This is a genomic window from Chryseobacterium culicis, from assembly GCF_900108365.1.
Taxonomy (GTDB): Bacteria; Bacteroidota; Bacteroidia; order Flavobacteriales; family Weeksellaceae; genus Chryseobacterium; species Chryseobacterium culicis.
The window spans coordinates 1,417,707-1,440,546 of record NZ_FNWQ01000001.1 but is presented as its reverse complement, the minus strand read 5'-3'; the positions used below and the strand labels follow the sequence as shown (position 1 = coordinate 1,440,546).

The 22,840-nt window shown below is 36.6% G+C and carries 21 protein-coding genes; 3 read left to right on the top strand and 18 right to left on the bottom strand.

Going from position 1 to position 22,840, the window contains the following annotated elements; genetic code table 11:
- From BLW74_RS06345 to BLW74_RS06300, 10 genes are all read right to left on the bottom strand, one after another.
- Positions 1-2,939 (bottom strand): hypothetical protein (locus BLW74_RS06345; RefSeq protein WP_089690584.1); only part of this gene is annotated, 2,939 nt, incomplete at its 3' end.
- Positions 2,939-4,576: a T9SS type A sorting domain-containing protein gene (locus BLW74_RS06340; protein ID WP_089690582.1), complete on the bottom strand. Its 1,638-nt coding sequence runs from the start codon at positions 4,574-4,576 to the stop codon at positions 2,939-2,941. The genes BLW74_RS06345 and BLW74_RS06340, both read right to left, overlap by 1 nt.
- A gap of 269 nt (positions 4,577-4,845) precedes the next feature.
- Positions 4,846-5,253, bottom strand: a complete 408-nt coding sequence (locus BLW74_RS06335) for a hypothetical protein (protein ID WP_089690580.1) — start codon at positions 5,251-5,253, stop codon at positions 4,846-4,848.
- A gap of 119 nt (positions 5,254-5,372) precedes the next feature.
- Complete coding sequence (locus BLW74_RS06330) at positions 5,373-5,771, bottom strand: hypothetical protein (RefSeq protein ID WP_089690578.1); 399 nt, start codon at positions 5,769-5,771, stop codon at positions 5,373-5,375.
- A 96-nt stretch (positions 5,772-5,867) separates the two neighbouring features.
- Positions 5,868-8,195 (bottom strand): beta-glucosidase BglX, encoded by a 2,328-nt coding sequence (bglX, locus tag BLW74_RS06325; RefSeq protein ID WP_089690576.1) that lies wholly within the window; start codon positions 8,193-8,195, stop codon positions 5,868-5,870.
- A 49-nt stretch (positions 8,196-8,244) separates the two neighbouring features.
- The gene (locus BLW74_RS06320; protein ID WP_089690574.1) at positions 8,245-8,631 is read right to left on the bottom strand and encodes a hypothetical protein; all 387 of its coding nucleotides are present in this window, start codon (positions 8,629-8,631) and stop codon (positions 8,245-8,247) included.
- Positions 8,631-9,338 (bottom strand): carboxylesterase family protein, encoded by a 708-nt coding sequence (locus BLW74_RS06315; protein ID WP_089690729.1) that lies wholly within the window; start codon positions 9,336-9,338, stop codon positions 8,631-8,633. The genes BLW74_RS06320 and BLW74_RS06315 overlap by 1 nt, the downstream gene beginning before the upstream one ends.
- A 72-nt stretch (positions 9,339-9,410) precedes the next feature.
- Entirely contained in the window at positions 9,411-10,802 is a 1,392-nt protein-coding gene (locus BLW74_RS06310; RefSeq protein ID WP_089690571.1) for a glucoamylase family protein, read from the bottom strand.
- A gap of 74 nt (positions 10,803-10,876) precedes the next feature.
- The gene (locus BLW74_RS06305; RefSeq protein WP_089690569.1) at positions 10,877-12,301 is read right to left on the bottom strand and encodes a RagB/SusD family nutrient uptake outer membrane protein; all 1,425 of its coding nucleotides are present in this window, start codon (positions 12,299-12,301) and stop codon (positions 10,877-10,879) included.
- Between the two features lie 10 nt (positions 12,302-12,311).
- Positions 12,312-15,137 carry a SusC/RagA family TonB-linked outer membrane protein gene (locus tag BLW74_RS06300; protein ID WP_089690567.1) on the bottom strand — a complete coding sequence of 942 codons (2,826 nt, stop codon included), beginning with the start codon at positions 15,135-15,137 and terminating at the stop codon, positions 12,312-12,314.
- A 365-nt stretch (positions 15,138-15,502) separates the two neighbouring features.
- Here BLW74_RS06300 and BLW74_RS06295 point away from each other — a divergent pair, with 365 nt between their 5' ends.
- The 3 genes from BLW74_RS06295 to BLW74_RS06285 are packed head-to-tail and all read left to right on the top strand — an operon-like array spanning position 15,503 to position 17,048.
- Positions 15,503-16,174 carry a DUF4197 family protein gene (locus BLW74_RS06295; protein WP_089690566.1) on the top strand — a complete coding sequence of 224 codons (672 nt, stop codon included), beginning with the start codon at positions 15,503-15,505 and terminating at the stop codon, positions 16,172-16,174.
- Positions 16,175-16,214: 40 nt separating this feature from the next.
- Positions 16,215-16,520, top strand: a complete 306-nt coding sequence (locus tag BLW74_RS06290; RefSeq protein WP_089690564.1) for a DUF493 family protein — start codon at positions 16,215-16,217, stop codon at positions 16,518-16,520.
- Between the two features lie 57 nt (positions 16,521-16,577).
- Complete coding sequence (locus tag BLW74_RS06285) at positions 16,578-17,048, top strand: hypothetical protein (protein ID WP_089690562.1); 471 nt, start codon at positions 16,578-16,580, stop codon at positions 17,046-17,048.
- 53 nt (positions 17,049-17,101) lie between these two features.
- Here BLW74_RS06285 and BLW74_RS06280 read toward each other — a convergent pair whose 3' ends face one another.
- The 8 genes from BLW74_RS06280 to BLW74_RS06245 all read right to left on the bottom strand — a co-directional run bounded on the left by BLW74_RS06280 (position 17,102) and on the right by BLW74_RS06245 (position 22,803).
- Positions 17,102-17,452 (bottom strand): ArsC/Spx/MgsR family protein, encoded by a 351-nt coding sequence (locus BLW74_RS06280; protein WP_089690560.1) that lies wholly within the window; start codon positions 17,450-17,452, stop codon positions 17,102-17,104.
- 86 nt (positions 17,453-17,538) lie between these two features.
- Positions 17,539-18,153, bottom strand: coding sequence for a deoxynucleoside kinase (locus tag BLW74_RS06275; RefSeq protein ID WP_089690558.1), 615 nt, complete (start codon positions 18,151-18,153; stop codon positions 17,539-17,541).
- A 28-nt stretch (positions 18,154-18,181) separates the two neighbouring features.
- Positions 18,182-19,144, bottom strand: coding sequence for a hypothetical protein (locus BLW74_RS06270; protein ID WP_089690556.1), 963 nt, complete (start codon positions 19,142-19,144; stop codon positions 18,182-18,184).
- A 162-nt stretch (positions 19,145-19,306) separates the two neighbouring features.
- Positions 19,307-20,332: a glutaminyl-peptide cyclotransferase gene (locus BLW74_RS06265; RefSeq protein WP_394331226.1), complete on the bottom strand. Its 1,026-nt coding sequence runs from the start codon at positions 20,330-20,332 to the stop codon at positions 19,307-19,309.
- A 99-nt stretch (positions 20,333-20,431) separates the two neighbouring features.
- Positions 20,432-21,454 carry a glutaminyl-peptide cyclotransferase gene (locus BLW74_RS06260; RefSeq protein ID WP_089690552.1) on the bottom strand — a complete coding sequence of 341 codons (1,023 nt, stop codon included), beginning with the start codon at positions 21,452-21,454 and terminating at the stop codon, positions 20,432-20,434.
- Between the two features lie 35 nt (positions 21,455-21,489).
- Entirely contained in the window at positions 21,490-21,873 is a 384-nt protein-coding gene (locus BLW74_RS06255) for a VOC family protein (RefSeq protein ID WP_089690551.1), read from the bottom strand.
- Entirely contained in the window at positions 21,870-22,376 is a 507-nt protein-coding gene (locus BLW74_RS06250; protein WP_089690550.1) for a GNAT family N-acetyltransferase, read from the bottom strand. Before BLW74_RS06250 ends, BLW74_RS06255 begins: the two co-directional genes overlap by 4 nt.
- Before the next feature lies 1 nt (position 22,377).
- The gene (locus BLW74_RS06245) at positions 22,378-22,803 is read right to left on the bottom strand and encodes an SRPBCC family protein (protein ID WP_089690549.1); all 426 of its coding nucleotides are present in this window, start codon (positions 22,801-22,803) and stop codon (positions 22,378-22,380) included.
- Positions 22,804-22,840 lie beyond the last annotated feature (37 nt).

The following is a 22,840-nucleotide window of genomic DNA, read 5'->3' as shown; positions in this document are numbered from 1 at the left end:
GATGTTTCGTCATTGTTAGCTAAAGCTGATGCATCGGTATTGGAAGCACTGACGATTGAATCAATTAGTGATTGCTGAATATCTGTTAGTTTTGCACCTTCAATTTTAGCAATAGGCTGTGTTTGGTTGTAGCCCCAAATGATAACCGTTGAAATACCATCTTTTGTGGTGTATTGCTGAAGGTTTCCCTTAGTATCGTATTTATCATAAGTTACTTCAACAGAACCATAATTAGTATCAGGTAAACTAATGGTAGGATGTTGTGCAATATTCTTTTCTTCTGAATAATACAGTACTTTTTTTGGAAGTATACTATACATATCATTAGCATTATTAAACTCAAAAAGAGTTTGAGTTCTGTTTAAAAAGGTATTATTTTTATAATTCGAAATAACTAATGGAACACCAGAAATATTCTTAGAAAAAAGATTGACAATAAATGCATAAGGAGGAACAAAGTTCCCGGGATTATTTGGTGCACCATGGATAATATCATCAAGATATTGATATTTTGTTTCAAAAACATCACCCGACGGGTCAATAATTTTTTTTCTTATTGGGTTACAGAAATACCCTGCTTTATATGAAATTTCAGTAGTAGTTTTTATACTTGATCCATTAAGAATATCTTCCAATTCGATTTTTTTCGGGGAGAATTGTCCTCCAAATTGTTTAAAAAAGTATTTGGTTCTGAATCGATCAGTTACCTGGACAGTATAATTACCCGGTCGTGTTTCTGTAACATCATCAAATTCAGTGGTTGAAGTTTTTATTTTAACAAAACTCTGATCATAGAATTCCTGTTTATATAGTTTACTTCTTTTGTAATTATTTGATCTGTAAGGTAGATTGATATTTCCTATATTAGCGGGGCTAAATGTCATACCTGGCTCTACATCATTATCCACTTCTTTAAAAATCTGACTGTCAGGATGAGTTTTTAAATCTGTGAAATAATATTTCGTATATCCTTTATTGTTTTCTATTTCTGTCACTTCAGAATACAAAACAGGAGAGGAGTTCATCGTAGTCTCAATAAGATTGTCTGAGTATACTTCCAGGTTTTCTGTTGTACTATACCCATTTTGACTTTTGATATAAATATAATTTCTATAATAATTGGACAATATTCCGCTTGACTTAGAATTTAAGCCAGTAGGAGAATAATTACTTATATATTTGTACTCTTTAGTACCTGTCAGAGCTCCATCGTTAGAATAATTAATAATCTTTGCAATACGTCCTCCTCCTACAATTCCATCGGATTGAATCAAAACATTTTTGAATTGAGAATTATAATTTCTGTCTAATTTTTCACTGTATTTTTGGGGTTCATAAATAAATTCGCTCTTCCCTTTAGTTGGGTAAATAACAGATTTTAATAGACTTACAGAACATAATTCTGGCGTTGCATCCCATGATCCATTCATAAAGGTAAAGTCACCTGTATTTTTATTTACTGTAAAGTCAGGAACAGGCCTTGGTTTGGGTTTATTATTCCAATATCCCCAATAATCGATAGTACCAATATTTTCAACAGGAAGATCATCTTTTCTATAATAATCGAAACTATATTCCTGTAAAAAGTCTTGAGATTGTTGTGCTTTTCTAAAAAGTTTAATTTTTTCTAAAAAGAAATAATTTTTATGCCTATAATAATTCAGTTCGATTTCTTTTATCTTTACTCCTCCGTAATTGTAAAAAGAAATATTCTTTAATTTCAAAGAAGGGATTGTGATTGTTGAGTAAGCATCATATCTTTCAAAGCTAAATTTTACAATTTCTTTACCATCTAATAGAATTGAACTGGGTATACTTTTTTTAGTTGCTGCAAAACTTTTTGTTGCTTCATCAGTTGTACTAGTACCATTTCCCCAATAAATAGTACCATCAAAAAGTAAATTTCCACTACTCGTATTATAATTATAATTTGTTTTATTAAAATGGTATTTATAAATGTGATGATGATCAAACATCAACAAAAAGGGCTCCTGAACACTTCCCGCTATGCTACCTGTTCCTTCAGTACAAAACCCTCCTTCACCAAATTGTTTATTCGAAGGGAGATATTTAATTTCAAGTACTTTGGAATTAGGATATTCTATTTTATATAAATTCCAGGATGTAATAGTGTATGGTGCATCTTTTGGAGTTGGTGAGAGGTCATAAGAAACTTCAAGATTGTCATATTCTCCACCAAAATAATATTTTATACCCTGACCGTCTGTAATTGTCACGATTGTTGGTTTAGTTATACAACGATCACTGTGTAGCGGATATTTATATTGTTTAGATTCCAGAGCCGAAATATCTATTTTCAGATTTGGAATCTCTGAAACGATAATAGGTTGACCACTATTTCCAATAAAGAAATATCCATTGATCCCCATAAAATTAAAATTAAATTTATCTGGCTCCAATTCATATGAATTTCCCCCACACTTGATACCCTTCCCTCCATTTCCCATAGACAGCATGGAATAATTTTGATCATAAATATCTTCATTAAGCTTTTGGCAGTTTTTTACTCCTTCCAAGTACCCCAGAAGGTTATTAGCTGGGGAAAGCGGCCAATCTGAAGCCAGATCATCTGCAACACCTCTCACTTCTCTACTTATACTTCCACCAAAAAGCAATGACCAGTCCAGCCCTACATAATTTGATTGTTTTGAAGGCATGAATCCTGTCCCTTGATATTTCAGATCAATGTTAAATCCATTTTCGTTATAAATATTTCCGTAATTAAATAAATTGACATCATAGGATAGGTTTCCTGTATTTAAGCTTACAGGAATATTCCCAAACCTTTCCATATCGTAGGTTTGAGAGGATTTAACTATTGGAACCTGAGGAACAGTAAGATTCGGAATTGTTTGTGCATTATAAAAAGGAGCCAATAATGTAAGCCCCCATAGTATTTTATGCTTTATCTTCTTCATTATTTTTTAATTAATTTAGCATTCGCCGTTTTATTAGTATCCGTTTTTATCGTCACCAGGTAAGCACCCTGAACCAAAGCCTGGGTATTAATCTTGGTCACTTTATTCTTTGTTTTAATACTTTGAAGCTGTCTTCCGGACATATCATACAATAGAATATCCGCTTCTTTAAAGTCAAAACCAATTTCTACATACGCATAGTCTGATACTGGATTCGGATAGATCTTGATATCGTATTTTTCAATTAACTGATCAACCTGTCTGTCGCCCAGCTTTACAATCTTCCAGTTTTCTTTTCCAAGCTCTTCTGCGCTGGTTCCGGCCAGAACAATTGATCCGTCTTTGTTCAATTTTAAATCAGAAAGTCTTTCTTCCTTCTTTCTGGATTCTCCTTTAACATGTTTTCTCCACTGCTCATTTCCGTTTTGATCTAGATATAGCATCCAGAAGGTTTCATCATCGGTTTGGATTCTTCCTTCAGCCTGGGTATAACCTCCCAGCAAAATACCTTTAGAGTTCTCGCTTCCATCTTCCAGCCTCCCGCTTACCACACTCATTCCCATCAGAATATCACGGTTTTTGAAATTGTAGGATTTCTGCCACTGCTCATCACCTCTTTCGTTTAAAGCAATCAGCCATAGATCGGTTCCTTCTTCAATGCCGACCGTTTTATTTCCCGATCTTTCTGATCTTGATTCTCCGCCAATAATGAATCCATTTGAAGTTAAAGCCAGGGTTCTGATATGATCATCTCCTTTGCCTCCAAAATTCTTTTCCCATTCTACTTTTCCGGTTTTATCGAGCTTCACGATCCAGTAGTCGCCTTCGCCATAATTGCTGCTGGCTTTTGGTGTCTGGCTGATGGCTGTTGAAGAGGCAGATCTTTGGTTACCCGCCTGAGTGCTGGCAGATCCCGAAACACGAACCTCGGAACTCCTGGAATAAATACCCAGTAATGCTCCGCCATCTTTTGTGGGGATCATCTTTTCCACTTCGTCTAAACCTTTTCCTCCTAAAATAAGCTGTGAAAGTTCTTTTCCGTCTTTATCCAGTTTTGTAATTAAAACATCTTTGGAACCGTAACCTTTTAAATCCTGAGCTTGTCGAAGGGTTGTAACATTGCCTGCCACAAAGAACCCTAAATCTGTTGTTTGAATCACAGCTCTTGCTTCTTCATCGGAAGAACTCCCCAATGTTTTCTGCCAGAGTTCATCACCAAATTCATTGATCCTGATCAGCCAGATATCGGATCCTCCTTTGGAATCTTCTTTTTTATCCAGTCCTTTTCCGGAATAAGAAGTTCCTGCCAAAATAAATCCGCCATCCTGAGTGGTAACAGTAGCAGACAGATAATCATGATTTTGTCCTGAAAAGTATTTTTCCCAGACTTCTTCTCCCTGCTGATTGAGTTTAATCAAATGAAAATCATAACCGTTATTCTGTTTACGGCTTTCTGCCTGCAGCTTATTGCTCTGAATAGAGCTTCCTGTGATTAAATATTGCTGGTCAATTGTCGTGGTAACCTGACTTAGAAAATCCTGTGTTGAGGATTTGATATCTTTTTGCCACACCACTTCCTGAGCGAATATGCTCAAACCTGCGCATAAGATTAGCGCGCTGAGATAAAGTTTTCTCACACTTTGTTGTTTTTTTGAGTTATTAATCGGTTTATTTAAAACTGCGCGAATTTAACACTTTTTAAGACATGGAAATCATTTTTGTGTGGTATGCTTTAAATCATACTATTAATGATTAAATTCTCTTTATGAAGCACTAATGTTTGTCCTTTTGTGATGTAAAAATATCTATACACAGCGACAAAACATGTCGTATTAAACCAAATTGATTTTAATTATTGATATAAAAAAACCACTCTTGCGAGTGGTCTGTTATTTTTGGTTTTACTTTACTGATAAATGACTTCATCATTCTTCTTGATCTGGTAGCTTTTTTTGTAAGGTGTTAAAATATAGCTGTCTTTCACGTGAGCGCCGCTTTTCCAGAGTTTTTCTTTTCCCTGTCTGTCCAGAATGATACTTTTTGCAGCTCCGTCCGGAATAAATACCTCAGCTTTTGTCATGCTTTTGTTGAAAATCACTGCAGTTGTTGAAGTATAGCTTTTATCGGTGCTTACTTCTTTAAGTTTAATTTTCTGACTAAAGGTTTTTATACAATTATTTTTAAGCTGTGAGTAGGTATATCCTGCCGAACCAATACAGCCGTGAACATCTCTGTCGCCTCCTAAGACAGGTGATTTTTGAGCAAAAATACATGCACTAAGGAGCATTGCACTGAATAAAATAGTTTTTTTCATAGTTTAAATTTTTGTTTTCTGACTGGTTAAAGATATCACAAAAATGTGACATGAGTTCCTCTCTCTGTAATTTACAAAAAAACCACTCTTCCGAGTGGTTTTCAATTCAAAATCTGATCTTACTGATAGATCACGATGTTATCTTTTTTAAGCTGATATCCGTTTTTTTTGAAAGGAACCAATACATAGCCATCTTTTTTCCAGGCTTTAGCTTTACCTGCTGCTCTGGTTAGGATGATACTTCCTGAATCGGCATCTTTAACAAAGACCTCAGCTTTTTTCATGTCTTTGCTGAAAATAACTGCAGCCATTGAAGTAGAACTTCCTTGTGGAGATACTTCAGTTAACTTAATCTTCTGTTCGAAAGTTCTTACACAATCCTTTTTGATTTGGGAATAGGTATAACCTGCTGAACTAATACAGCCATGTGCATCTCTGTCACCTCCTACAACATGTGTCTGCTGTGCGAATACTAAAGAACCCAGGAACATTGCGCTAAGGAAAATTGTTTTTTTCATATTGATTTTTTTATATAATAATAGTTATCGTGTTATTATTAAAAATCATGCCAAATAAACCATAACACACATTTCTGTGAATAAATTTCTTTTTTATTACTTAGTCCAATTGATCTTAGAATGTTTCACTTCTGCAGAGCTGGTACCAATCATTACATCAAACTCTCCTGATTCCCAATCATATTTCAAATCTCCGTTGTAGAATTTAAGTGTTTCTGGAGTGATATCAAAAGTAACTTTCTTAGATTCTCCTTTTTTCAGAAATACTTTCTGGAAACCTTTCAGCTCTTTTACCGGTCTTGTGATGCTTCCCACCAAATCTCTGATATACAGCTGAACCACTTCTGCTCCGTCATAATTACCATTGTTAGTAACCGTAACAGATGCCTGAACCGTCTGATTTCCTTTCGGGTTAGCGTTAGAGACAGTAACATCAGAATACCCGAATTTTGTATAGCTTAAACCAAATCCAAACGGATACAATGGCGTATTACACTCATCCATATAGTTGGACCGGAATCTCTGGTATTCACATTTATCTGTTAATTCCTGGCTTAAAGGACGACCAGTATTTTTAGCATTATAGTAAATTGGAACTTGTCCTAAGCTTCTTGGGAAAGTCATCGGAAGTTTTCCTGACGGGTTTACTTTTCCGAAAAGAACATCTGCAATAGCATTTCCTGCTTCAGAGCCTGCAAACCAAGCATTAAGAATGGCATCAGGTGTATCTTTCATATTGGTTAAAGCTAATGGGCGGCCTGTGAAAAGGACCACAGCAATGGGCTTTCCGGTTTTCTTTAATTCATTCAAAAGATCAATCTGAGACTGAGGGATGGTAATCTCGGTTCTTGAAGAAGATTCTCCGCTCATTTCTGCAGATTCTCCGATGGCCAGAACAATAACGTCTGCTTTGTTGGCAACATCCACAGCTTCTTTCAGCAGCTGTTCTTTAGAGCGGCTGTCTCTATCTGTTTTCTTCCCGTGAGCTGCGTAAATATCTTCTAATTTGGCATCATAATCAATATTGGCACCTTTAGCAGAAATAAACTTTACTTCTTTACCGTAATTGGCCTGAAGCCCCTGCATCAGGTTTACAGCCTTATCATGCTTTGCAGCAACACTCCACGTTCCGGCCATGTTTAATGAATTGTTCACCAACGGTCCGATTACTGCAACAGTTCCCGATTTTTTCAAAGGAAGCACCTGATTGTCATTTTTCATCAAAACCATCGACTGGGCGGCTGCATTTCTTGCTATATTTCTGTTTTCCATGCTGAAAACTTCTTTAGCTGCCAGCTTGGCATCACCATATTTGTATGGGTCTGTAAACAGTCCTAGGTCATATTTGGCTTCAAGAATTCTTCTGGCTGCCAGATCAATTTCAGCCTGTGTTACTTTTCCTTCAGATAGAGATTTTTTTAATGTAGTTAAAAAACCTTCACCTACCATGTCCATATCAACACCTGCTTTTAGAGCCAATGCAGAAACCTGCTGAAGATCTCCCATACCGTGGTCTACCATTTCGTTGATTCCTGTATAGTCGGTTACTACAAAACCTTTAAAGTTCCATTTATTTCTTAGAACTTCTGTCTGAAGCCATCTGTTTCCGGTTGCAGGCACACCGTCCACTTCGTTGAAGGAAGCCATTACAGAAGCTACACCGGCATCCACAGCTGCTTTGTAAGGTGGAAAATATTCGTTGAACATTCTTACGTGGCTCATATCAACTGTGTTGTAATCTCTTCCGGCTTCGCCTGCTCCATATAGCGCAAAATGCTTTACACAGGCTAAAATGGTGTTTCCAACAGATAAATCTTTCCCCTGGTATCCATACACCATATTTTTTGCGATTTCACTTCCCAGATACGGGTCTTCACCGGAACCTTCGGAAACTCTTCCCCATCTTGGTTCGCGGGAAATATCTACCATCGGCGAAAAAGTCCAGTTAATCCCGTCAGAAGACGCTTCTTTAGCAGCTACTCTTGCTGACTGCTGAACAAGGTTCATATCCCATGAAGCGGCTAACCCTAATGGTATCGGGAATGTAGTTTCATAACCATGAATGACATCCATTCCGAAAATCAAAGGAATTTTCAGACGGCTGTTTTCCACCGCTACTTTTTGAACGGCTCTGATTTTGTCAGCTCCTTTTATATTGAATAGTCCGCCTACGAGACCTTGCTCCACTTTTTTCCCGATATCTGAACTTTTAGCCAGACCTGTGGTAAAGTCTCCGGAGCTTGGTAAATTCAGCTGACCTATCTTTTCATCCAATGTCATTTTAGATAAAAGATTGTCTACAAAAGCTTTCTTTTTGGCCTGATACTGTGCTGTTTGGTAAGACTGAACGGACTTATCTACCATTTCCTGCGCCGAAAACACAGGAGCTAATGCTAAAGTGGCAATTACAATTAACTTTTTCATAAATCTATCTTCTTAAATTATTGTTTTATTTTTTAGTTTTAACCTTAAACTATTCTACAATCAAGTATAATTCGTTCTTTTTTTTATTCGATTCCAGATATCCCAAAACGCAAATTAAACTTCCATATTCATTCATGGTATTATCATTTTGAGAAATATCAAGCCATTCAAAATATTTTTTTTCGAGATCATCCGGATGGAGATGTTGCCCTTTATATTGGGATAAATTAATTAATTTTCTATTGCCTGAACTTTTAACGTTCTCCAGTTTTACTTCTGTTTGAAAAATAAAATTCAATACATTAAAAAAATTCTGATCATTGATCACTTTATTTTCAAACAAAAGATTTTCTGCTGTACATTTTTCAAAAAATAAATTTTCTTCCAGTAGACTATCATCATCAGATTCATTTAATCCAATAAAAATTAATTCCATTATTTCCCTTTCTTTTTAGACAGCATCCATTCATATAATGCAGGATTTGAATAAGTGGAATCCCAAGAATTGTGATTATCATTTGGAAAAATCACCAGTTCTGCGGTTGGATTTACCGGGTGCAGCTTCTGATAAAAATTGAAAGCATTGGCAGGCAGTACAATATCATCCATTCCGCCATGAAATATTTTCATATTCAAATCCTTAAACTGCTGAATATTGGCAGTCATCATCTGATCTGTTGGTGCACAAACTGAAGCAACAGCGGCAAACATTTCCGGATGTTCCATGGCCAGCTTCAATGTTCCCCATCCTCCCATAGAAAGTCCTGTAAGATAAATACGGGACGCATCAATTTTATATTTTTTCTGAATTTCCTGAATAAGATTGTAAACGGTAACAGTATCCCACCACATTCCTTCCGGGCATTGAGGTGCCAGAATAGCTACGGGTTCTTTGATCAGGTTTTTATAGGTAAAGGGGCTGTGTGCTTTTACCATATCCAGATTGGTTCCGCGTTCTCCTGAACCATGAAGAAATACAATCAAAGGTACGTTTCCTTTTGTATTCTGAGGGTAGTCCAGAATATAAGACATTTTTTCCTGTCTTTTAATTTCTTTATTCAATTCTGCTTTTATTTCCTGTGCGTTAATTTGTAATGAAAACGCCAGCAGTACAAGAGGAATATAATTTAATTTAAATTTCATATCGTATTGAGTTTTGGAATAAGCCAATAGTTGTAATCTTTTTTATCAAAGCCAGGCCTCATTTCTATTGACCTATTTTATGCCATATTTTGTTGACTGGAAGCTTAGTTTTTTCAATCCCTGCTGAATTTCCGGAGCATTCATAAACAGTTTCCAAAGGAATCCTGATCTGTAATTCTCAATCATCGGAGCTATCGTTCCCTGATCAATAGCCAGATATCTAGGAGTAAACCAATTGTTATAATTAATAGAAGTGGCATCATAAGGTCCAGCTGACCCTATAAATTCCGGTGTTTGAGTATACAGGAATCTAAGGAAAGCCATTGATTCTTTTGGTGTATATGGGAAGCTGCTCAATGCCGCCGTAGGCGTTATGACTCCGTTATCATTGCTTGGCATATGAGCGGTATATCCTGTGCTTCCGTCCTCATTTCTGGTATATCCGGCTGTAAGCCCCCAATAGTGGGGACCGTATCCTTTCCATTGTTTTGGATTTTCAACACAGTATTTGTAGTCAATAAGGGTTTGGTTTTTATTGATATCGAAATAGTTTTTCACCAGTTTATCGGATAAACCTGTAGGATCAAGTCCGATGTATGAATATTGCGCCCAGAAAAGCGGTCCGCCATATTCTTCTGCATAATTGTGTTTTACATACAGAGGTAACCCGTATTTTGTTTTGTCTGTGAGATAGGTTCCGTTTCTTGTCCAGCCTTTGTAATACGTTTCTGCATCAATGGAATAGGTAGGTGAAGATGCTGCCAGAATATAGGTAATCAGGCATTCATTATATCCTTCAAGAGGAAAGTTCATTTCCCACTGGTATTCGGGTGACCAGTGCCAGTACAGAACCTTCTGACCTCCTTTGGTGTACCAGTTCCACTGGATTCCTTTCCATAGCTCATCACATTTTGCTGCCAGGGATTTTTCTTCCGGAGTTCCGTTTTTAAAATATTCACGGACCATCAGTATTCCCGAAGTAAGGAATGCGGTTTCTACAAGATCCCCGCCATTATCTTTTTTACCAAAGGGAACTGTTTTTCCGGTTTCACCGTTGATCCAGTGTGACCAGGCACCTTTGTGACGGTCTGCCTTTGCAAGAAAATCCATGATATGAGTAAGCCTTTTTACGGCTTCTTTTCTCGGAACAAATCCTCTTTCTACTCCTACCAGAATAGTTGCCAGCCCAAATCCTGAGCCACCTGTAGTAACAACGTGCTTGTCATTATCAGGATAAATATTGTCTTCATGGTAACGCTCTCTGCCCAACATTGAATTAGGTTCAGCATAGTCCCAGAAATACTTAAGGGCATCTTTCTGTACCCTGTCCATCAGCTGTTCATCAGTAATCGTACTTTTTACAGCTTCAACTTTTCCCACTTCTTGTTTTGCTTGCGGAGCATTTTTGCAGGAATACATGAAGAATAAAGAGGTTACGGCAATTGATAATAGGTTCCTTTTCATGAATTCTCTTTTATAGGGTTTCTAACTAAAAGAAGAGGAGAACTTTCATTCTCCTCTAATGTTTGTGGTTTATTTTAATAGCCAGGGTTCTGAACGAAAAGTCCGTTACTTTGATTCATGGCATCCAAAGGAATTGGGAAAAGTTCATTTTTCCCTGTTTTAAATCCTTTTGGTCCTAAATAGGTAGCAGCCTGACCTGTTCTCACTAAATCCGGGAATCTATCCATTTCCATAGCCAGCTCCACTCTTCTCTCCTGCCAGATTGCAGTTCTAAGAGCCCCCTGACTGGAAGCTGTAGTATTTCCAAGCTGAGCTCTGTTTCTTACTTTATTAACCCCAGCAATGGCAGCGGCTGTATTTCCTAATTCATTGGCTGATTCTGCATTAATTAAAAGAATATCTGCAAATCTTAAAATTCTTATATTCTGAATAGAACCGTATCCACATGCATTATTATTTAAAGATGACGGCACATATACTTTTTGGTTCCACATATTACCTGCCTGAGGATCCCCTTTCTTAATCAAATCTCCTTCAAGGGTAGTTTCTCCTTCTCTTAGAATACTCAATTCTTTTCTGATATCTCCTGGTTCAAATGCATTTTCCAATTCCTGAGTAGGTGTAAAGAAGCCCCATCCAAACTGATTCCGAACTCCCTGAACCTCTGCATACTGACTACCTCCAAATCCCGGAGCACAATCACAGTTCACTTCAAAAACAGATTCTGACCCAAATTCTCCGGCTGGTCTGAATAAATGATTGAAATCCGGATCTAATGAATACCCCATACCAATAACCTGGTTTGAAGTATCATAAGCTTTTTGGTAATCTTTCATATATAGATACACTTTTGAAAGTAGTCCCAAAGCCGCACCTTTTGTTACTCTTCCACGATCTGCAGCGGAATAGGTCTGCGGTAATACTTCAGAAGCAGCAAGGAGATCCGATACAATAAAACTGTAAACTTCCGCAGAAGAATTTCTGGCCTTTAAATAGTTTCCGTCTGCAGGTAATCCGTCGTATATTGGAACCCCTCCGTAAATTCTTACCAAATTAAAATAAAAATAAGCTCTCAGCATTCTGGCTTCAGCTACCAATCTATTTCTAAGCGTGGTATCCATATTTATTTTCGGAACATTGGTAATAACCTGGTTAGCTCTGTTTACAGCCTGCCACTGTCCAATCCAATATGCTCTAACTCCTTCATCACTTATGGTAAAAGTAAAGTTGTCATACGCATTGATAAAAGAAGCATCTCCCGGGTTAGAACCTTTTTCTACATCATCACCTGTTACTCCAAAAACATATTGAGCTGGGAAACCTGAATTTTCCCAACTTCTTAAAAAGCTGTAAATAGCATTTGTTGCCTGCATTGCATCATCCTGCGTTGTAAAGAAATCTGCTACGTTAGTCTGCCCTTCATCTTTAATGTCCACAAAATCGTTGTTACAACTTACCATTAGTGAAACCAAAGAGATTGTTAAAAATATTTTTTTCATGATTTTTTAATTAAAATGTTAAGTTCATACCGAATGTATAAATAGCAGAGATTGGGTAGATATTATTATCAATTCCCATCTGTACTCTGTCGGTATTTGTAATCTCTGGAGAGAAACCATGATATTTAAAGCTTGTCCATGGATTCTGTGCACTTACATATAATCTTAATTTCGTGATTGAAAGAGCTTTTGCAAATGTTTTTGGTAAGTTATATCCAATCTGAACATTTCTTAATCTGATATAGCTGCCGCTTTCTACATAGAAACTGTTTGGTAAAATAATAGACTGGTTAGAGGTAATCATTGCGTTGGTATTAGAAGTACCTGCTCCATGCCATCTGTTATTATACATATCTAAATCCCATGTTTCGTTTCCAAAACGCTGTTCACGGTTATAGTTGTATATTTTGTTACCGAATACCCCCTGGAAATCAACTGCGATATCAAAATCATATACATTAAAATTAACTCCAAAACCATAAGTTCCTTTAGGAATAGGGCTTCCTAAGAAAGTTTTATCTCTAGAGTCGATGATACCGTTACCATCCTGATCTGTAAATTTGAACCAGCCTGCTTTTGCTCCCGGCTGTCCTGAAGCGGCTGCTTCTGCATCGGTCTGGAAAACGCCAGCCACCTGATACCCATAGTAAGAACCTACTGGTTGACCATTCTGTAATCTAACGATAGAATTTCCGAATAAACTGGCTCCTGTTTCTAAATAAGACCCACCATATACGGATGTGATTTCATTTTTAAGTGACGTGAAATTACCATATATTCCAAAGGTAACATTTTCACTGAGTTTAGTATTATAATTAACAGAAACTTCGAAACCTCTATTTTTAAAAGAGTAAGCATTCGTTACAAAATTGTTCCAGTTACTTGCTCCTGATACGGTTCCCTGGTTTACACCATACACTACATTTTTAGAAACTTTATCGTAATAAGCCGCATCAATTTTAAGCTTATTACTGAATAAAGCCATTTCTAATCCTACATCTTTACCCGTTGTTGTTTCCCAACCAATATTTGGATCAATAAATTTATCGATAGTCTGCGCAGGATACCCTGTATTTCCATAATATGCTCCACCACCTATAATAGTTGTATTGGCTGTATATCCTCTTCCTACATTAGGATTTCCTAATTCACCGTAACTTGCTCTCAGTTTTAATAAATTGAAAACATTCTGCTCACTCATAAAGTCTTCTTTAGAGATTACCCAACCTGCGCTGATTGCCGGAAAGGTTTTAGATCTATCAACATTAATCTGTGAACTGGCATCTCTACGTATTGATGCATTTATCAAATATTTTCCTTTATAATCATAGTTAATTCTTCCAAAGAAAGATTCAATTCTTTGCTGATCCTGAAAAACTCCGGAAACAACAGCGTCATCCCTATCTACCCCCTCCACATGAACGAGGTCTGTTCCGGTTGCGATATTTAAAGAACCATTTGTTCCGTCATAATTAACACTTCTTGCAGACCAATAATCTTGCGATAAGGTAGTTCTCGTTCTTGAAAAACCAGCAAGCACATCAAAATTATGATTACCAAATTTCTTCTTCCAGTTGATAGTATTATCCCAGACATAATTATTGTTCCTAAAATTCCTTGTAATCAATGTAGATTTCACCTGGCTAGCAACAGGCACATAGCCCAATGTTGGGGTATATTCGTATTGGCTAGGATTATAACGATCACTAGAATAGCTGATTCTGAAAGTAAAATCTTTTAAGAATTTTAGTTCTCCCCAGATATTATTTAGCAATCTTTCCTGTCTAACCTGGGAACGGTATAAATCCAGTTTCGCTCTTGGGTTAGGTATAGAATATCCATTGAAAAACTGGTAATCTCCTGTAGCAGGATTTATAACAGAAAATATAGGCGGAGCATTATAGGCATCCAATAAAGGATTTTGTGCTACATCAGTACGCATTTTGGAAAAGCTGAAGTTATCTCCAATGGTAATATTATCTGTAATTTTATAGCTAAGGTTTAATTTTGTATTAAATCTGTTAAAACCGCTTCCTGAATTAATCCCCTGGCCTGCTGCAAGGTTACCTTCATCCTGAAGATATCCTACGCTACCATAATAATTAAGCTTTCCTATGCTTCCGGTTGCAGAAAAATCATTAGAATTGATGATACTGGTACGGAAAATCTCATTATACCAGTTAGTATCTGCAGGAAAATTAGCTCTGGAAATTGCCCCGGTAAGATTCCCGTTATCATTCATCAGCTTCTCATTGTAAAGCTCAATGTACTGATCCGAATTAACCATTTTAGGAATGTTGGTCACCTTTTTAAATCCTAAATATGAATTTATGTTAAAAACAGGTTTTCCTTTTCCGGTCTTAGTCTTTATGATCACCGCACCATTAGCAGCCTGAGCTCCAAAAATAGCTAAACTTGATGGATCTTTCAATACACTCATAGATTCAATATCCTGAGGATTAAGGAAAGAAATATCAGTTGTGATCATACCATCTACAATAAAAACAGTATTCCCGGTTAATGAACCAACACCTCTGATATCTACCCTTGGAGAACCTCCAGGTGTACCTGTATTTGTAATATTTACCCCTGCAAGTTTACCCTGTATCGAACTTACCGGGTTGGCGTTCGGTTTGTCCGCCAGATCTTTTGCAGAAACCATTCCGATACTTCCGGTAACGTTTTCTTTTTTCTGAGCCCCATATCCGATCAGGACCACTTCTTCGATCTTCTGCTCTTTGGCAGTCGTATCTTTTCTAGCAGTCTGCGCATTGGTATTCATACCGAAGTACAGAACAGCAATGAGACATGAGTACTTTAAATTACTTTGTTTCATATAGTTTCAATTTTATTCAAATAAATTCAATTTTTATGTCTCTAAATAGTGGAGTTATTTAAAATCTCAAAAAAAGACATTAGCCAAAAATATAAAAAATATCGAACAATGTTAAATTATCTTAAACATTTATGCATTCCCCTGTTTTATTACAGGGAAGATGATAAATATTCAAATATTATAATTTTATATTCAAAATAAATAGCAATTAGCCGTTATTTCATTAATGTTAAATTAACATCCATATCAAAAAAAATCACCAAATCTTACTGTGGATGTAATATTTTGTTAAATAGAGAATAGTAATTACCTTTGGTGCAGTTTTTGACAAAAAGCTTTTAGATAGTAATCAAGTAAAAAGATCAATGAAAAAATATATCATTGCAGCCGCTCTTATAATAGGGACCGGCGCTGTTATTACCACCAGTGTACAGTCTTGCACAACGCTGGCCACCTCGGATATGGGGCTTTCTATTATTAAAAGAATTCTGCTGAATGGTATTGATAAAGGAATGGGTATTTATGGAAATAAAGAAGCTTTCCTTCAGAATAATATGGTAGATAAGGCGCTTCCGAAAGAATTGAGAGATATTAACTCAATGCTTGAAAAAGTTGCTCCGACATTGGTGGCCAAAGAAAGAGATTATATTGCGCAGGCGGCAGCTTACACAGTAAATACGTCAAAACCGATTTTAGAAGGCGCCGTAAACAGTCTTAATGCTCAGGATGTTACAAGAATCATGCAGGGAACTACGGCAACACAGGTTCTGAAAGAAAAAACATCACAGCAGCTTATTGCCGCCATTTCTCCGAAAGTAGATGAAAAGCTGAATGAATATGGAATTGTAAAAACCATCAATACGGCATTATCAGGAAGTAATTTTCTGGGCAGTCTGTTAGGAGGGAACAAGAACACCGTTAATTCAGGAGGACTGAGCCAGCTTGCCTCCGAACAGCTTGTAAACGGACTGTTCAATATCATTGAAGATTACGAAAATAAGAACTCTAAATCCCTTCTTGGGCCATTTGGAAAATAGGAGAAATTTCGTTATATTTATATTATATTAATAATTGCAGATGGATATATTACAAGGAAATCAACACGCAAATCCCGAAGATTTTTACAAATCTCTGAAGGATAAACTGGAAGGTCATCATGATTTTCCGGAGGATTATTTATTTAAATTCATTATTCCTACGGATCAATCGAAACTTACTGAAATTTATAAAGTTTTTGATGGTATTAAGTTTACACTGGGAAACCGCGAAAGTAAAAATGGAAAATACACGGCCTGCAACATCAATGCATTTGTTTTAGATGCAGATCAGGTAGTAACTATTTATAAAGAAGTAGCCAAAATAGAAGGCGTTATTCTATTGTAAAAGAGCAAAAACCGTTTCATGTTGAAGCGGTTTTTTATTTAAAATAAACCAAAGCACATGAATATCCAACTGATCTTATTGACTCTTATTTTAACCGCAACAACTACAACAAGCTGTATTCATAAAAATAACAGTGAACATACAACAGGTGCTGTCAATGCAGTTCAAAAACAAAAGATTGAACAGATTCAATTAACAGAAGTAACAAGAGGATTCAGCAAAAAACTGGTCTTTACACCTTCTGCAAAAACAATCAATACCAATGAAGAGACTGTAAGCTCTAAAATATCTCCTGCCGAATGGAGCACAGTGCACAAATTGGCTGAGGCTATTGACTTATCCAAGATATCAGGTCTTCAGTCCCCTACTACAGGAAGGTCTTCTGACCGCGCATTGGCCAGCACTATCATCATCACCTCCCATGGAACAGAATATACTTCTGCCACTTTTGATTCCGGTTATCCTCCGAAAGAACTGGAAGCTTTATACAAGGCAATTATATCATCTGATAAAACGAAAAACAGATAAAATTAAAATCCGCTCTTTACAGATAAAGAGCGGATTTTTATAGGATGAATTCCTTACTTTTCAATAAAGAATTTTACATTTTCAATAGGCCTTCCCAACATTGCTACAGAACCTTTTACCAATATAGGCCTTTGTATCAGGGATGGATTTTCAGAGAGAATTTTCAGCCATTCCTCTTCTGAATAGTTCTTATCTGCATAGTTCTCAAGGTAGAGCTTATCGGTTTTACGAATGATATGAAAAACACTCTGATTGAGTTTTTTCAGCACAGTTCTGAGCTCAAGAATGCTTAAGGGATCCTCAATAATATTTATGATCTCAAAAGGCACTCCGTTTTCGTCAAGATACTCTAATACAGCATTTGACTTTGAACAATTTCCGTTATGTAAAACTTTAACTACCATGATCTTTTATTGAAAATAATTAAACCCTTTAAACAAATTTAAAAAGAATTAGCCGGAGTCTCTCTTAATGCACTGATAAAAATATGTTAAAACAGTCCATGAAGCTCTGCCTCTATTTTTTCCAGAATAAACCCGAAATCTTCCGGCTTTTCTACAAAATCAAGATCATCTACTTCCACAATCAGAAGTTTACCTTCCGTATAGTTGGAGATCCATTTTTCATACTTCTGATTCAGCTTTGAAAGGTATTCGATGCTGATCGATGCTTCATATTCACGGCCTCTTTTGTAGATTTTTTTTACCAGATTGGGAACGTCTGATTTTAGGTAAATCAACAAATCCGGAGCGGAAACAAAAGATTTCATCAGATTGAAAACTGAAGAGTAATTATTGAAGTCCCGGTCTGAAAGAAGATTCATATCATTCAGGTTTTCTGCAAAAATATGGGCATCTTCATAAATGGTACGATCCTGAATAATATTTTTACCGCTTTCCCTGATTTCCTTTACCTGACGGAATCTGCTTCCCAGGAAATACACCTGCAATGCAAAGCTCCATTTGCTCATATCCGAATAAAAATCTTCCAGATAAGGGTTATGATCTACGTCTTCAAATTGTGCATCCCATCCGTAATGCTTGGAAAGCATCGTTGTTAAGGTTGTTTTCCCAGCTCCGATGTTTCCTGTAACTGCAATATGCATAAATATTCTTTTTCCTTGTATTTACTGATTAATTGATAAGTTTTTCCAGGCCGTCAGTCTGAACTTCGGAAACCTCTTCAATCAATTTCTGTAATGTATTGTCTGAAGGCTTCTCTGCTGTGGTCTCTTTTGGCTTTTCTTCAGTTTTTTCTACGGGTATTTCTGTAGGCTGCTGTAGAGAATCCGGCTGAGCTTCGAGTTGTTTCTGCTGTCTGGCTTTTTTTACTTTTTCAAGGCTGTAAAGATAGAGTTTGTTCCCTTTGATTGCAAAATAAGAGAGGATGTTTTTATCCACAATTTGTGCATCCTGATCTTCAAAAATAGTGGTCATCCCTTTTTCAGGAACATATTGTGAAATGAAATTACTGGCAACGACAAGAATGGCATCATTCTCTCTTCTGAAGCGCTTTCCGTTCTCCAGGGGGGCTTCAAACAGTTTTTCAAATTTCAGGCTGTAAATTCTGACATGCTTTCTTGTTAAGATATACACTTTACTCTCGTACACCAGCATATCCATAAGATCTTCAAAACTGATGTCGAAAGGATATGAATTGATGGTGGTATCATTTCTGAAATTGTACTGGATCAGACGTTTTGTACTGTCGTCCAAAAGCCACAACTGCTGGAGATCTTCGGCATAAGCCATTCTGATGAAACCAAATTTCTGTTTAAAATCAAGCCTTTGAATTTCATTCATATTCTGATCTATAAACTTCATTTCCTGCGCATTTTCAGAGAACAAAGGAACATTAAGCGGGTTCTGAACGTTCTGCACCTTGTAAGGAACGGTAAGCATCATTTTTCCGATCTGCTTTCCTAAAGAATCATATTTGGTAAAACTAAAATCTTTATTTTTATAGATATACAGACTTCCATAGTCATCCGCAAGCATATCTTTAGCTTCTTTGAGTTTCAAGGTATCCAAAGGAATAATATTCTGCGCTGAAGCTGTACAGAAAAGGAGAAAAAATAGTATCTTTAAAAACTTCACTCTGCTTTTTTAATGGGGTCAAGATACTGAAAAATAATTTCATTCAAAAGAGAATCAAGTCCAGTAAAATCTTCTTTGGTAGTCATCAAAAAAGAGACCATCTTGCTATTAAAATAAAACTGTGTTTTCCCCATTTTATCTTGTTAAGAATCTTTTATCACCTTATTGAAATGAAACTTCATAGATTTTCGGCCAGTTTTTTCCTGTTACCAGCATATTTTCACCCTTAAAGGCTATTCCATTCAAAACATGTTCACTGTTTCCCTGGTTATTTTCTTTCGTAAGCCTGGTAAAATCAAGTTTTCCTGTAACATCTCCGGTCTTAGGGTTAATTTTCAGAATGACAGGTTTATGCCAAACATTCGCATAAATAAAACCGTTGTGATATTCAAGCTCATTAAGCTGGTCATAAATCGTTTTACTTCCGGCCACACAGACTGTTTTTACTACTTTTGACGGTTGATCAATATCCAGATAGTAGAGATTCTTGGTACCGTCAGTTGCAATCAGATTCTTTCCGTCATAAGTAAGTCCCCATCCTTCTCCGATGATATTGGGCAAAGGGAATTCAGCTATTTTTTTTAATGTATTTTTATCGTAAATAAAACCAATTTTGTTCCGGTAAGTAAGCTGATAAATTTTGTCTCCCACAATAGTACAGCCTTCAGCAAAGATCTCAGCGGGCTGCTTTGCGACAATCCGGGGAACAGATGATCCTAAAGTATATTTTATCAACTGTGACGCATTATTCATGCCGTCACTTTCATACACCGTACTGCCTTCCACTACAAACCCTTCGATAAAGTTCTTAGGATCGTGAGGATAATCGGCAATGATTTTATAAGGTATTTCCTGCTCGGTAATTTTAGAGAAGACATTGATGGTTGCATCCTGGTTCAGGACTTCGCCCCCTTTTGTTTTGATGGTAAAGACTATATTGTTGTCTCCCAGGGTAAAAAACTTCGGATCAATTGTTAAATCGGCGGTTTCTTTATCTCCCAGGCTTATTGCTATGCTTTCCGTATGGTCTGTAATTTCTTTTGGCAGTTCAATTTTGTCTCCGAAATGATAGCCTTTTTCTTCCTTTGCATTATTATAATCTGCCAGAGAATCCAGCATTTTCTCGTTGTTACTGCAGGAAGCCAATACAAGAACAGCAGCAAAACCAGTATTGATTTTTTTCCTGATAAAGTTGGTAATCATACACCAAAAATAGTAAATTTTTCTCCTTACAAATAAAATAGCGTTCTTTTGGGAACGCTACTTATACTTTATTGATCAATCAGGTTATTTGATCTGAACTTCATAAATTTTCGGCCAGTTCTTACCGGTTACCAGCATATTATCTCCTTTAAAAGCAATTCCGTTCAGTACGTCATCACTCCCTTTGGTATTTTGTTTGGCAATTTCTGTGAAATCAAAAGTTCCTACAACTTCTCCGTTTGCAGGGTTGATTTTTAGAATAATGGGTTTCTGCCATACGTTAGCATAGATAAATCCGTTGTGGAATTCAAGTTCGTTCAATTGGTCATAAGCCTGAGAACTTCCTGCTACTGCGATATATTTGACTAGTTTCGAAGGGTCATTTGCATCAAGGAAATATAAAAGCTTACTTCCGTCTGAAGCGATCAGGTTTTTACCGTCATAAGTAAGTCCCCAGCCTTCTCCCAATACGTTAGGATAGGCAAATTCTGACAAGAGTTTTAAAGAGCTTTTATCATAGATATATCCTTTTTTGCTCTGCCATGTCAGCTGATAAACTTTATCGCCCACAATGGTACTTCCTTCCGAAAAGTCTTCCTGAGCCTGTTTTGTAGAGGCAAGCGGCGTTGTTGTTCCAAGCGTATATTTCAGAATCTGGGAAGATCCGTTTTGCCCGTCGCTTTCATAGATGGTATTTCCTTCAATCTGGAATCCCTGTACGAAGTTTTTGGGATCATGAGGGTATTCTGCTACAATCTGGTACGGAAGATTTTTTTCAGGGTTCTTTGCAAATACATTGATGGTAGCATCCTGATTCAGGACTTCACCTCCTTTTGTTTTAATATTGAATGTAACGGCATTGTCACCCAAAGTAAAAAATTTCGGGTCAATGGTTAAGTTCGTTGTTTCTTTATCTCCAAAGCTGATAGTCACGCTTTCTGCATTTTCTGTTACCTCTTTCGGAAGCTCCAGCTTATCCCCGAAATGGTATCCCTTTGCCTCCATTGAAGTATTATAAGTGTTTAATGTATTAAGAATCTCTTTATCCTTGTTACAAGACGCTAATAATAAAATCGCTGCGAAACCCGCTATTATACTTTTTTTCATTGAATTTCTAAATATTTCTCCAAAAATAGCAAATTTTATTCCGTATTGCCAATATTATCTGCGGGTTCACCGAATTGTAATATATATCCGTTGTTATCATAGATGGCAAATTCTCTCATTCCCCATTCAAAAGTTTCAATTTCATAGCAGATTTTAGCTTTTGTTGTAAGTTCTTCCCACAGATCATCCACTTTATTTACATTGAAATAAAATGAACCAGAAAATCCTATTGAAGAAGGCTTTTCATGTTCGTTAGGCTGAGAAAGCATTATGTATATCTCATCTTTTCTAAGGGAAGCCCACTGCCAGTCATCATTTCTGCTCATGAGCGTAAATCCCAGTACCTGCATATAAAAGCCAATGCTTTCATCAAGGTTTTCTGTCCAGAGAACGGGACGAAGTGCAGTAAAATGTGTCATGATTTCTGTAATTCAAACGTATTTTTATGGATTTTCATATTGAGCGAAATCCATGTTTCCTGATCAATCTTTGCTTCGCTTTTAACATCGGGATCAAAAGCAAAGCCTGCTTTTCTGTAGCATTCAATAGCTCCAATATTCCAGTCGTATACATTGAGCTCTGCCGTTTCTTTATCAAAATGGGCAAACCCATATTTCAGCAGTTCACTGATCACTTTCTTACCGTATCCTTTGCCTCTGTTATTCTCATCCCAGATCAGAATTCTCCCTAACAGGAAGGTTTTTTCTTTCAAAAAAATCTGAGCATGACCAATTATGTTTTGTGTTTGATCTGCAATTTTAAACAGGGTTCTTTTTTCATCAGACAAATCTTTTTCCAGCTGTTCTTCTGTCAGCGGAAAATGGTATGCGGGACCTGCAAACTGAAGAAGCATTCGTTGATCTTTTATTTTTGAAATCAGCTGCGGAGCATCATATATTGTAAAGGTCTGTAATGTGATCATCTTATTTCTCTAAATATTCTTTTAGACTTTGTCCCAAAATGGTATTCCAGCCTTTTGTAAAATTTTCTCTTGAAAAGCCTTCTCCCAGGTCTTTAAAATTTTCAATATCATCGTGCGTAAGCTTTACCAAAGTTGATCCATTTACAGGTAGTAATTCCCAGGTTACAATGGTTTTCAGCTCTGAAAAATCAGGATAAGACCATGTATGTTTCAATCTTTCACCGGGTATTATCTCTACAATTTTACCGTGATGATGGTATTTGCCGGCACCTCCAGGTTCATAGAAATTAAACTCCTCACCTGTTTTCAATACGAAATCCTGGATATCAAAATACCAGGATTTCATTTCATTTTTATCGGTTAATGCTTTCCATACTTTGTCAGCCGGAGCATTGATGGTGTACTGAACTGTGATGGGTGTAGTCATATTATGGGTTTTAATATGATAAAAGTACACAATTTGT